Origin of the sequence: Tenacibaculum sp. MAR_2010_89 (assembly GCF_900105985.1) — a bacterium.
Classification (GTDB): domain Bacteria; phylum Bacteroidota; class Bacteroidia; order Flavobacteriales; family Flavobacteriaceae; genus Polaribacter; species Polaribacter halocynthiae.
On record NZ_FNUB01000005.1, the window covers coordinates 918,834 to 933,498 of the forward strand.

Below are 14,665 nucleotides of genomic sequence, written 5' to 3' on the forward strand. Positions count from 1 at the left end.
ATATAAAAGTAATGAAAAATTTTATTATAAAATTACAAGGATTACATCTGTTTTTAGTAGAAAAAAATGGAGAATTATCTCTTAATATGGATAAAGAAAAATTTAATAAAGATCCATATGATTTTAATGAAGATCCAGAAGGAATAATTCCTTTTATGAAAAACAATAAATTAGAGTTAATTGCATATTTAAAGGAAAAGCATAAAAAACCAGAAGCTATATATAAATTAAGTCCTTTGCAAGAAGGATTGTTATTTCATAAATTATATGATGAAGATTCAAGCGCCTATGTTGATCAGCTTGTTGTTGATTTACCTAGCGAATTAAATTTAAATGCATTTGAATCTTCATGGAATTATGTAATACAAAATCATACTATTTTAAGAAGTTGTTTTTTGTATGAAGAATTTAGTATTCCTGTGCAATGTGTGTATAAAGATGTAACCATGCCTTTTACTGTGGAAGACTATAGTAGTTTTTCACCAACAAAACAGGATAAGAAGTTAGCAACTTTTTTAGAAGATGATCTTAAAAAAGGGTTTGTGTTTACAGAAGCTCCTTTACTAAGAGTTGCAATTATAAAAATTAGTGATTCGAGTTATAAAATGGTATTCACAAGTCACCATATTATACTTGATGGATGGTCCTTGTCTATTTTATTGGAAGAGTTTTTAGAAACTTATGAATGTTTAGTAAAAGGAAATTCAGTACCGCATAGAAAAGAAGAACAGTATGAAGATTATATAAAATATATTGCTGAAAGAAATATTTTCGATGAAGAAAAGTTTTGGAAAACATATTTAAATGAATTGACTTCACCTTGTTTATTACCGTTTTCAAAAAGTATATCTAGTAATAAAGAAATTGGAAAAGCAAAAGAAAACGTATTAATAATTGATGCTGATTTTACAGAACGTTTAACAAAATATGCTAAACAAAATCATTTAACTATTAACACATTAGTTCAAGGAGCTTGGGCTTTGTTACTTTCTAAATATACTGGCGATTTAGATGTTGTTTTTGGTGTAACAGTTTCTGGACGTCCAGCAGAACTAGAAAACTCTGAAGATCGAATAGGGTTGTATATTAATACATTACCACTTTATGCTAAGTTAGAAGAAGGTGCTTTGGTTTTAGATTGGCTTAAGTCGTTGCAACTAGGACATATGAAATCTAGAGAACATCAGTATACAAATCTTGCAGATATTCAAAGATTTAGTGGTATTCAAGGAGACTTGTTTAATAGTATACTAGTATTTGAAAATTACCCTATTTCTGAAGCATTAAAAGAGGAAGATAGTATTCTTGATATTGGGAATATTATGGTTCAAGAGCAAACTAATTACCCATTAACTATTGATGTTAATCTTGGAGGAAAAGAGTTGAATATTCAATTTAGTTATAATGTAGCTTTATTTGATGCTAGTACTATAATGATGATACAAAATCATTTTAATACGGTATTACATCAAATAATAGAAAATCAAGATAAAAAGATATCAGAAGTTTCCATATTAACGACTGAAGAGGAAGATTTGTTGTTAGGGCGAGTAGCAAATTCAGAAGGAGTAAACTTTAACCCGAAAGAACAAGATTTAGGCAATACTTTACCAATAAATGTTCATTTTGAAAAGATTGTAGAAAAACATTCAACATCTATTGCAGTAATTGATAAGGAGGTAACGTGGAATTATGAAGAACTAAATAGTTATGCCAATCAAATAGCCCATCAATTATTAACAATAGGAGTAAAAGAAGAGAAGAGTGTTGGAGTATACTTAGATAGAAGTGGAGAATTTATAAGTTGTATGCTAGGTATATTAAAATCAGGGGGAGTTTATACTCCTTTAGATACCCAAAATCCATCTTCACGTATAGAGAAAATGTTATCAGAGAATGAGTTCTCGGTGTTAATAACAAGTTCAGCGTTATTATCAGGGTTAACTAAAGTTTCATTGTCAAATGTTATAGTAATTGATGAGTTACCAACTCATTTATTAGATAGTATAGAGGTTCAAGGAATAAACGTTTATGACTCTTTAGCTATAGAAAAACAAGCTATTGTTAATCCATTAAATGTAAATAGAATGGATAGTTGGGCTTATGTATTGTATACATCAGGCTCAACAGGAGCACCAAAAGGAGCGATTACTCGTCATGATGGAGCAATGAACCATTTATTAGCAGAGTATAAACTATTAGAATTAGCAGATGGTTTCCGTTTTTTACAAAGTGCAGGAATAGGTTCAGATATTTCAGTATGGCAAATTTTAGGACCATTATTAAAAGGAGGAGCAAGTGTAATTGTAGATAAATATGAGTTGTTAGATTATGAGTCATTATTAGAAACGATTACCCGAACAAAAGTAAGCTTGGTAGAGTTTGTTCCAACTTATATGTGGGGCTTATTATCATATATAAAAGAAAGTAAAAGAGCTATAGCATTAACAACATTAAAATGGATAATGTTAGTTGGTGAAGCAATTCCAGTAGGATTGGTGAATGATTTACGAAGTATTTATCCAGAAATCCGTTTGCTTAATGCTTATGGACCTTGTGAGGCATCTGATGACGTAATTCAATTTGAGATAACTGAAGATTTTCCAGAGAGTCAATCAAGAGTTCCAATAGGTCGCGTAATACCAAATATGAATGTTGCTATTTTGGATGATAATTTACAATTATGTCCAATAGGAGTAACTGGAGAGTTATGTGTAAGTGGAGTAGGAGTAGGAGCAGGTTATTTAGGGTTACCAGAACGTACATCTCAGAGTTTTATACCCAATCCATATCCAGATTTATTAGGAGACGTACTTTATAAAACGGGAGATTTAGGAAGATGGTTACCAGATGGAAATATAGAGTTTTTAGGACGAGAAGATCATCAAGTAAAAATACGAGGACATCGAGTAGAGTTAGAAGGAATCGCTTCTGTATTAAGAAAGCCAGAATCAATAGAGGATATTCATGTTTTAGTTTATAAAGATGAAGCTGATAAAGAATTGTTATTATGCTTTGTGGTATTAAGTACTATAGGTTTAAATCATGATGAGGGTTCAATAACAGAGTTGTTGCATGAGTTGAGTAAGTCTGAATTACCAACATATATGCATCCATCACAATATTGTATAGTAGAAGAGTTTCCTCAGAACTTAAGTGATAAGGTAGATGCAAAGAAGTTATTGTCAATATATGAATCAGAATTTTCAGGAGAACGATCAATTCAAATAAATAATTATGTTTCTCCACGTAATGAGTTAGAAGAACACTTGGTGAATATTTGGCAAGAATTATTAGGAGTTTCACAAGTAGGAGTTTATGATAATTTCTTTGAATTAGGAGGGCATTCTTTATTGGCTACACGTTTAGTGTCAACAATTCGTAGAGAATTGGAACTTGAAATAGCGATAAAAGATGTTTTTGTATATTCAACTATAAATGACTTAGGAATACACTTGTCAAAAAAATCTGAGGGCGTATTATTACCAGTTATTGTTTCTCATAGAAAAGAAGGACGAACTCAATTATCATTTAGTCAAGAGCGTTTATGGTTCTTAGATCAATTGCAAGGTAGTATAGAATATCATATGCCAGTTGTATTAAAGTTAAAAGGAAAAATAGATGCTTCTATTTTGGAAATGACGTTAAAAACAATAATAGAGCGTCATGAAGTATTACGTACCGTTATAAAATCTGAAAATGGTATTGGATTTCAGGAAGTTATTTCTTCTGAAAATTGGCATTTACCTGAAAGTAATTTAGAAAAAGAAAGTGTTGAAAAAACAATTTCCAATTTTATGGAGTCTCCTTTTGATTTGGAAAATGATTATATGCTTAGGGCTAAGATTTACCATTTAGAAGACGATCAATGTTTGTTAGCGATGGTGTTTCATCATATTGCAAGTGATGGTTGGTCAGAAGGTATTTTAATAACTGAATTTGAAGAAATATACAATTCATTAAAATTAAATAAAAATACTGAATTACAAAGTCTAGAATTGCAATATGCAGATTATGCAGTGTGGCAACGTGAATATATAGAAGGAGTTGTATTAGATAAACAATTAACTTATTGGGAAGAAAAGTTAAAAGGAATAACATCTTTGTCATTGCCTACAGATTATCCAAGGCCTTCTATTCAAAGTACTGAAGGGTATAGTGTCGATTTTAAGTTAGATAAAGAAGTAAGCAAAGCAGTAAAAGAGTTGTGTAAAGAAGAAGGGGTTACATTGTTTATGGTATTACTCGCTGCTTTTAAGGTTTTATTATCAAAATATAGTGGACAAGAAGATGTCTGTGTTGGTACACCAATAGCTAACAGAACACAATCAGAGTTAGAAGGAATGATTGGGTTCTTTGTAAATACTTTAGCACTTCGTACTGATTTGAGTAATAATCCTAGTTTTAAGGAAGTATTAAAGGCAGTAAAAAGTACAACTTTAGAAGGGTATGATAATCAACTAGCTTCTTTTGAAAAAGTAGTAGATAGAGTAGTTGATACTCGAGATATGAGTATGTCTCCATTATTTCAAGTTCTATTTATTTTACAAAATACACCTCAAGACTCAGAAATAAAACTAGAAGAATTATCTGTTTCTGATTATGAGTATAAAGAAGTTACTTCACAATTTGATATTACATTAAATGTTGAAGAACAAGCTTCAGATATTATTTTGAGTATGGGCTATTGTACAGCGCTTTTTAAAGAGGAAACTATTAAAAGCATGTTGGTTCATTACCAAGAATTGTTAAGGAGTATTATTACAAATAAAAATCAAAGCATAAATAAATTATCCATATTAACTACTGCAGAAGAAAATGAATTAAAAATTAATTTTAATAATACTTCAGTAGATTCTCCTAAAGAGAAGACATTAGTTGATTTGTTTAGAGAGAATGTAGGTAGAACACCAAATAAAGAAGCGATTATATTTGAAGGAGTTTCATTGACTTATAAACAATTAGATGAAGAATCTAATAGATTGGCTAATTATATTTTATCTAAACATAAAGTTGCTTTAGAAGATTTAATTGTAGTAAAATTAGAAAGAAGTAATGATCTTATCATAAGTTTTTTGGCTGTTTTGAAAACAGGAGCAGCTTACCTACCTATTGACCCTAATTACCCACAAGAACGTATTTCATATATTGAAAAAGATAGTAAAAGTACCATAGTTATTGATAAAGAGTTTTTGGATCTCTTTAAAGAAGAAAAAGCAAATTACCTTTCAAGTGCACCAGAAATAGAAATAACAAAAAAATCTTTAGCATATGTAATTTATACATCAGGTTCTACAGGGAATCCAAAGGGTGTTATGATTGAGCATAAGGGTATTGTGAATACTGTTTATACACAAATTGACGCTTTAAATATTAATGAGAAAACTCATTGTTTGCAGTTTGCTAGTTCATCTTTTGATGCATCAATTTGGGAAATATTCTTACCACTTTTAAGTGGGGCAAAGTTGTTTATTATTGAAGAAGACAAAAAATCTGATTTAGATTATTTTGCAAATTATTTAAGTGAAAATAATATAACTATAGCAACTTTACCTCCTGCTTTTGTAAAGCTAATGCCTATTGATTCTTTACGTTCTTTAGAAGTGTTAATAACAGCAGGGGAGCAAGCTCCAATTGATGAAGCACTTGAATTTGTAAATAAGGGAGGAAAATATATTAATGCCTATGGACCAACAGAAACAAGTATATGTGCTACTACTTTTCAAGATGATTTTACAGATAAAATTCCTATTGGTAAGCCTATAGGAAACACAAGTGCTTATATTTTAAGTGATACTCAACAATTACTTCCAAAGGGTGTTGTTGGAGAATTATGTATTGGAGGAGCAGGATTAGCACGAGGCTATATTGATAGAGAAGAATTAACAGAAGAAAAATTTATAGCTAATCCTTTTGTTAAAGGAGAACGTATATACAGAACAGGAGATTTAGCAAAGTGGTTACCAGATGGAAATATAGAATTTTTTGGTAGAACTGATGATCAGGTTAAAGTTAGAGGGTATCGTATAGAATTAGGAGAGATAGAGGCAGTTTTATCAATGCATTCTGTAATTAAGAACAATTGTGTATTAGCTGTTAGTGATACTGAAGGTACTAAAAGGCTGGTAGGTTATATAGTAAAAGAAGGTCTTGTTGAGAATGAGGAAATAGAAACTTATTTAAAAACAAAGCTTCCTGAATATATGGTTCCAACAACTTGGGTAAGTTTAGAAAAAATGCCATTAACAAGTAATGGTAAAATTGATAAAAAGAGTTTAGAGAAAATCGAATTATCTGGTATATCTCAACAAGAATATGTGGCTCCAAGAAATAAGATTGAAGTAAAACTTGTTAAAATATGGGAAGAGTTATTAGAAATAGATAAAATAGGAATACACAATAACTTTTTTGAGCTAGGAGGTCATTCATTATTGGCAACACGATTAGTTTCTATGATTCGTAGTGAATTAAAATTAGAAGTAAAAATCAAAGCTATTTTTGAACATACAACTATTGCTAATTTAAGTATTCATTTAGCTGAATCATCAAAAACACTCTTACCAGCATTAGTAGTTCAAGAAAAAACAAACGATATACCATTATCATTTAGCCAAGAACGTTTATGGTTTTTAGATCAGTTACAAGGAAGTGCTGAATATCATATACCTATAGTACTTAGATTAAAAGGAAAATTGAGTATAGAGAATATTGAAAAATCATTAAAAACTGTTATTGAAAGACACGAGGTTTTAAGAGCGGTAATATATGCTAAAGAAGGTGTTGGCTATCAACAATTTTTAGAATCAGAAAAATGGAATTTAATCACACATTTATTAGATGAAAAAAATGAAGAGGAAGTAATAACTTCATTTTTAGAAGAACCATTTAATTTATCGGAAGATTTTATGCTTCGTGCCTGTCTATATAATCTTGGAGATAATAATTATGTTCTAGCTTGTGTAATTCATCATATTGCTAGTGATGGATGGTCTCAAGGTGTTTTAGTGTCAGAATTTATGAGCACATATAAAATACTACAAATCAAAGAAGAGCCAGTATTACCAAAGTTGAAAATTCAATATTCAGATTATGCTCTTTGGGAACGAAAATATATTGAAGGAGAAATTTTAGATACTCAATTGTCATATTGGGGAAATAAATTAAAAGATATTACACCTTTAATATTACCAACGGATTATATACGACCATCAATACAAAGTAAAGAAGGAACTGCAATTCAGTATCAGTTAGATAAAGATTTAACAAAAGCTTTAGTTGATTTTAGTAAAAAAGAGGATGTTACTTTATTTATGACATTGCTGGCAGGATTTAAAGTTTTACTATCTAGGTACAGCGGTCAAGAAGATATTTGTATTGGAACAACAATAGCCAATAGAACACAGTCTGACGTGGAAGATATGATTGGCTTTTTTGCAAATACATTAGCATTAAGAACTGATTTAAAAGGAGCTTTGACTTTTACAGAAATTTTATCTAGAGTTAAAGAAACAACTTTAGAGGGTTATGAGCATCAGCAAACACCTTTTGAAAAGGTTGTAGATCGTGTTGTTGATGATAGAGATATGAGTATGAGTCCAATATTCCAAGTGTTGTTTACACTTCAAAATACTCCGGAAGAAAAAGAAGAAATAGAACTAGAAGGAATAACTTTTTCACCATATGAATACGAAGCGAATACATCACAGTTTGATTTAAATTTAACAATAGAAGAAAATGAATTAGGATTGTCGTTAGATATGGAGTATTGCACTGATTTGTTTAAAGAAGAAACAATTAATCGCTTTTTGCTTCATTATCAAGAGTTGTTGAAAAATATAATTACTGGTGCTGATCAAGAGGTAAATAAATTGTCTTTTTTAACAAAAGAAGAAGAGCATCAATTATTACATATTTTTAATGATACGCATGTAAATTATCCTTTAGATAAAACATTTGTTGAGCTCTTTGAGGAACAGGTTCAAAAAGCGCCAAACTCTATAGCGGTTTCTTTTGGAGAAAAGAAAATTACATATAAAGAGTTAGATCAAGAAACCAATCAATTAGGATATTACTTAGAAAGTATAGGAGTTAAAGAAAATGATTTAGTAGGAATATGTTTAGATCGTTCTGAAAATATGCTGATAGGTATATTAGGAATCTTAAAAGCTAAAGGAGCATACGTACCAATGAAACCAGATTTTCCTGAGGCACGAATAGAGCATATATTTGAAGACGCTCAATGCAATGTAATATTGGTAGATGAGAAAGGAAAGGATGCTGTTGGTGAGTTGTCGAATAAAATAAACATGGTAATGCTATCAGAAAGTGATAAAATATACCAAAGTCAACCTCAAGTACCGCTAAAAGTAAAAAGCAAGCCATCTTCATTAGGATATGTCATTTATACATCTGGAAGTACAGGAAAACCCAAAGGAGCAATGATTACGCAGCAAGGAATGTTAAATCATTTACTTCTTATGATAGATGAATTAGAAATGGATGCTACTAGTGTAGTTGCATTTACAGCACCATTTACTTTTGATATTTCTGTTTGGCAAATGTTAAGTGGTTTGTTATGTGGAGGTAAAATAGAAGTGTATAGTGAGCGTCAAATATCTGATCCATTCATATTACAAGAGTCATTATACAATGAAAATGTTAGCATACTTCAATTAGTACCTTCATATGTTTCTGAGTTGTTAAATGCTAATTCAGAAAAGAAGCTAGAAAAATTAAAATATTTCTTAGTAACAGGTGAAGCTGTTCAGTATTCATTATTATCTAAGTGGTTTGAGTATTATCCATCTGTAGCAGTTGTAAATGCTTATGGCCCAGCTGAAGCTGCTGATGATGTAAGTTTACATATTATGAGAGAATTACCTAGTGAAGGAATTGTTTCAATAGGTAAACCTGTAGCAAATATGCAGTTGTATATTGTGGATACTTCAAGTAATTTATGTGCTTTAGGAGTTGTTGGTGAAATATGGGTAGGAGGTATTGGAGTTGGACAAGGTTATATTAATGATAAAGAAAGAACAGTAAAAAGCTTTATTGAAAATCCTTTTATAAAGTCAGAAAGTAAAGTATATAAAACTGGTGATTTAGGAAGGTGGTTACCAGATGGAACTATAGAGTTTTTAGGAAGACAAGACGATCAAATAAAAATTAGAGGATATCGTATTGAGTTAGGAGAAATAGAAAATATATTATCACAAGAACCTACAGTTAACAGTTGTTGCGTTATAGCTAAGCCAGATTCTTTAGGAAATAATAGATTAGTTAGTTATGTTGTAACTGAAGGGAATTTTGATAGACTATCAATACAGAATTATTTAAAAACCAAGCTTCCTGATTATATGGTTCCACAAGTTTGGGTAAATTTAAATGAAATGCCATTAACTAAAAATGGTAAAATTGATAAAAAAGAGTTACCAGAACCAATAGTTTCTTCTGCTTCTGCAATTGATGATGAAGGACCAAGAAATGAAATAGAAGAAAAATTAATAGTTATTTGGCAAGAATTATTAGAAGTTGAAAAAGTTGGGATCAATGATAGTTTTTTTGAACTTGGCGGGCATTCAATACTAGCAATTCAAATGGTAGTTAGGATGAATGATGTATTACCAAGAGAAATAACGATTGCACATATATTTGAATATCCAAGTATAGCTTCTTTGCGTGAATATTATGCAACCGACGTTGAGTTTAAAAAAGATGTTTTAGTTGCTTTACAAAAAGAAGGAACAATGAAACCAATATTTTGTGCACCACCAGCTGGAGGAGACTCGATGGGATATTCTAAGTTGTCAAAACAATTAGGTAATGAACAGCCTTTGTATGGATTTCAATGCCCTGGTTTAGATGGGAAAACGCCTTACATAGAAACTGTAGAGGAACTTGCTACTTTGTTTATAAATGAAATGCAAAGTGTTGATTCTGAAGGGCCGTATCGTTTAGCAGGCTATTCTTTTGGAGGTGATATTATTTATGAGATGATGCAACAATTGTATCGTAATGGGTTTGAAGTAGAAGAGTTGTTTGTATTTGAAGCTGTAGCACCAGATTTTATTGAGGAAGATGAATTAGATGATAAAGCGTTTAATCAAGTAGCACACTTTTTAGTAGAGGAAATAAACGGGTTATTTGATACTAATATTGAAGTTGATAGTAAAATGTTAAGGGGGAAAACAAAAGAAGAACAATTAGAAATTGTTTTTGATTTGGCTAAAGAGTCTCCAAACTTAGAGGCTATTGAAGAGCAAATGCGAGGTAGAGTTAATGTTTTTATAGCGAATAACTTATCTAATTATATTCCTAAGGATATAGAAAAGAGAGATGTGCCTGTGTATGTATTTAAAACTATAGAAGAAGGCATAGAAGGAGAACTTGGCTGGCAAAAATTCATGGATAGAGAGGTAACGGTATTTTCGGTTCCTGGTGATCATGGAACGATGTTAGAAGAACCGCATGTTCAATCGATAGCAACTCACATGAAGCAACTTTCTGTAAAAGAATTTGTAACTGCTTAATTAAAAAAGCAAAATTGTTTTTTACTAATTCTTTCTGATTTTTTAAATAATGAAAAAATATTTCTTGTATTTAGGCCTAATAATGTTTTCATTATTAGGTACTGAATTAACTGATTTTTGTTTAGGTGTTTGGGTGCTTAAACAACCAAACCCGTCAATTACATCTTATTCATTTATTTGGTTTTTTGAAGAAGCTCCAGCAGTTTTGTTAGCTCCATTTATAGGTAGTTTAGTTGATAGGTGGAGTAAAAAGAAAATGATTATTTATGGGCAGGTAGTAGCTGGTATTGGTACTCTTATATTGATGTTATTATATAACAGAGGAGAGCTGAAACCTTGGCATATTATGATAGTTTCTGGTATAGGCTCTATTGCAAGTATGTTTGTTTTTACTGCTTTCTATGTTGCTACTACAGCTTTAGTACCTAAAAGTAAATTAGTAAATGCTCAAGGAATATCATTAGGTTTATTTGGTTTAATAAATGTTGGGGTTCCTATGGCTGCTCCTGCATTGTATAGGCTAATGGGAATGGATAAAGTTTTTTTGATAGATATCGTTACTTTTTCTGTAGCTATACTTGTTTTTTTTATGATACAGTTTGTGGTTGTTGAAAAAACAGAAGAAAAATTTAATATGAAAAACGACTGGAAGCTAGTGAAAGGCTTCTTGGTTGAGCGACAAGGACTTATTAAGTTACTAGCGTTCTTTTTTATTATTCATTTTTTAATTGGTTTAGTACAAGTATTGTTCACTCCTTTAATATTAGATTTTGCCGATGAATATGCTGTTTCAACGATAATGACAATAGTAAGTTTAGGTATGATTGTAGGTGCCTTAATAATGGGAGGAGTAAAGAAATTTAAAAAGCCTATTCAAAAAATTATGTACGCCAATATTTTTGCTGGAATTCTTATAGCTTGTTTATGGACAAGCGTGAATACATATGGTTTAGCAATATTAGGAATGTCAATAATTATACTATTTACAATTTCAGATGTTATAAATGAAGCATTTTATTTAGCAATTGCCCCTGTAAAATTAATTGGAAGATTAGGAGGTTTTGAAGAGTTATTAGTTGGTGCAGCTGGACCATTAGCTTTTTTATTATCCGGAGTATTGGTAGATACTTTAAAAAATATGGTTACAGCTTTTCCAAAAACAGTAGTTAATTATTTTCCAGGAACCAGTGTTACACTAGCTATTATAATTGTTTTTACTGTCTCTGGAGTTTTGCTCTTTTTGATTTCACTATGGTTTAGTAGAACAAAGTCAATAAAAAATCTAGATCTAATGTATGATATAGAGATGGATAAGAGTAGTCAAAAGAACAATGAAGACAAAATAAAAAAGAGAACCAAAATATAGATAAAGAAAAAGAAGTAGCATTCGCTAACACTTTAGATTAAAAAGACAAATAACTAAATAATTAAATAATAATGGATAAGATAGAAGAATTAAAAAAACTAAAGTCTTTTCAACACATTCCTATTGAAAAAAATATGAATAGAAGTATTTTTTATAAGGAATATGTAAATAAAAATAAGCCTGTAGTAATAAGAGGAATGACAAATAAATGGAAAGCTCTGAATTGGGATTCCGAATACTTTAAATCAAAAGGAAAAGAGCAAGAAGTAGCTATAAAAGTAGGAGATATAAGTGAAGGTAAAAAAGAAAAAATGCAGCTTAGTTCTTATGTGGAGCAGCTAGAGGAGTATGAGCAAAATCTTAAAATGGGGTTGAAGGCAACAAAGCCAGGGTATTTACATGACCTTCCTTTTTTTTACATGTTTCCAGAGTATTTATCTGATATAAATCCTTTTCCTAAAGAACTATTACCTAAATGGTACTGGTCTAAATGGCAAAACTATATTCAATTTTTTATGGGGTCAACAGGTAGTTTAACTCCATTGCATTTTGATACGCTATTGACAAATAATTTATTCTTCCAGGTTGCAGGTAGAAAGAAATTTATATTGATAGAAGCAAACCAAAAAAAGGATTGCTATATGGAAGGATGGAGATGGGCAAAATTTGATCCTCAAAATCCAGATTATGAAAAGTTCCCTCAGGCAAAAGGGGTTAAGATAATGGAGGCAATATTAGAGCCTGGAGATATTCTTTTTATGCCTTCAGGAATGCTTCATCAGGTACATGGATTAAGTCAATCGGTATCATTTAATATTGATTGGCATACTTCAAAAAGTGCAAGAAAAGGAGTGGCTACTTTATGGAAAGGAGCGCCTCTTAAAAATGTGTATTACAATGCATTAACATATGCAGGTCTTGGACTTAAAGTTCCAGAAAAAATTATTTTTCCACTTTATAAATCATATTTAAATTATGTTAGTTAATCTAATACTTCTTATAATCAGTTATTTAATAAATTATATCTAATCAAAAAAGAAAAAATGAAAGTACCTAGAGTAAAAAGTATATCAGAAGAAAGTTTTATTGAAAACTATATCGTAGGAAATACACCAGTTATTGTGACTGATGGTATGGAAAACTGGGATATGGAAAAATTTACACCAGAATATCTTATAAAGGAATTTGGTGATGAGAAAGTTCAGGTATATAATGACTTATTTGATTTACAAACTGTACAGTCATTAGAAAAGTATATCAATACTAACTTTTTTAGAAGTGAAGCTGATGGGCCGGCAAAGCAGTACATGAGATGGTATACAAAACTAAAAGAAGTTGAGTTTTATTGGTCAGATAGTGTTTTTGATAGATTAAAAAATGCATGGAGTCAACCTTATTTTATACCAGATACATCATTGGTGATTCCAAGTAATAAAAATGCTGAAAAAAGAACTATTAATGAGTATGGATACCCATATAAAGGATTGTTTATCTCAGGAAAAGGCTCTAGAACAAGATTGCATAAAGATCCATTTGTGAGTAATGCTGTTTTGTGTCAATTTCACGGGCAAAAAGAAATATTTTTATACAGTCCTAAAAAGGAACAGGATGTGATGAGTAAAGGAGCATTTGTTGATGTTAAAAATCCAGATCATATAAAGTTTCCAAATTTTTCTAATATAACACCTGATTATGAAGATATATTATCACCAGGAGAGATTATACTTTTTCCTTCAGGTTGGTTTCATGATGTAACTAGTGTATCTGATAGTATTTCAATTACATGGAACTTTTTGCATGCTACACAAATAGATAAACTTTGTAAGCATATTAAAAATAATCCAGAAGATGATCAATTAGAGATAGCTCGTTTTTTTCTTAAAGACGAAATCTCAAAAGAAATGAAAGCTGAGGAGTTGATAATGTTCTTTAAAAATAAGTTTGAAGCTCAAAATGTAGTACTAGGCTAAGGATAAGTAATTATTTAAAAATGGAACAAGCTTTAACAACAACTAAAACTAAAATAATAGCCTTGCCATATGCAGGGGGGAATAAATATTGTTACAGAGCAATTCAAGAATATGTACCAAAAGATATTGAATGGGTAACATTAGAGTTACCTGGAAGAGGTGAGCGATTTACTGAGGAATTCATTGAAACAATAAATGAAATGGCTGAGGATCTTTTTGTTCAATTAATATCAGCTGTAGGCGGGAGTGAATATATTATTTACGGACATAGTATGGGAACATTATTAGGATATGAATTGCTTAAAAAAGCAAGAGAGGAAAAATTTAAATTACCTAATAGTTTGTTTTTTACGGGAAGAGGAGCTCCAGAATACGACAAAATTGTAAATAAAAAATCTCAACTCTCTGAAAAAATATTTTGGAAAGAAGTAAATGAAATGGGTGGTTTGCCAAAAGAAATTTTAGCAAACGAAAGCTTATTAAATTTGTATTACCCAATCTTAAAATCTGATTTTAAATCAATAGAAAATTATAAATATAAAACGGGGAGCTTACCATTTATGATACCTATTCAAGTATGTTTAGGTACAGAAGAAATAGGAGAGGGAAAGAATAAAACAACGATTACAGAAATGAAAGCATGGGGAAAAGTAACTTCTGGTCCATGTAGTTTTGAAGTATTACACGGTGATCATTTTTTTATTTTCAAACACCCTAAAGCTATTGTTCAAAAATTATGTTATGCTGTTGAAAAAAGTAAGCAGCTGTCTGTGATTTAATTACAAATAAATTTATTTAAA

Annotated in this window: 5 protein-coding genes; all 5 read left to right on the forward strand. The window is 30.5% G+C overall.

Annotation, left to right across the window (positions count from 1 at the left end; all coding sequences use genetic code 11):
• The first annotated feature begins 11 nt into the window (after positions 1-11).
• The 5 genes from BLV71_RS07700 to BLV71_RS07720 all read left to right on the forward strand — a co-directional run bounded on the left by BLV71_RS07700 (position 12) and on the right by BLV71_RS07720 (position 14,644).
• Entirely contained in the window at positions 12-10,529 is a 10,518-nt protein-coding gene (locus tag BLV71_RS07700; RefSeq protein WP_093869985.1) for an amino acid adenylation domain-containing protein, read from the forward strand.
• Positions 10,530-10,578: 49 nt separating this feature from the next.
• Complete coding sequence (locus tag BLV71_RS07705) at positions 10,579-11,895, forward strand: MFS transporter (protein ID WP_093869986.1); 1,317 nt, start codon at positions 10,579-10,581, stop codon at positions 11,893-11,895.
• 71 nt (positions 11,896-11,966) lie between these two features.
• Positions 11,967-12,881 (forward strand): cupin-like domain-containing protein, encoded by a 915-nt coding sequence (locus BLV71_RS07710; protein ID WP_093869987.1) that lies wholly within the window; start codon positions 11,967-11,969, stop codon positions 12,879-12,881.
• A 57-nt stretch (positions 12,882-12,938) separates the two neighbouring features.
• Positions 12,939-13,865 (forward strand): cupin-like domain-containing protein, encoded by a 927-nt coding sequence (locus BLV71_RS07715; RefSeq protein WP_093869988.1) that lies wholly within the window; start codon positions 12,939-12,941, stop codon positions 13,863-13,865.
• 20 nt (positions 13,866-13,885) lie between these two features.
• Entirely contained in the window at positions 13,886-14,644 is a 759-nt protein-coding gene (locus BLV71_RS07720; protein WP_093869989.1) for a thioesterase II family protein, read from the forward strand.
• Positions 14,645-14,665: the final 21 nt, after the last annotated feature.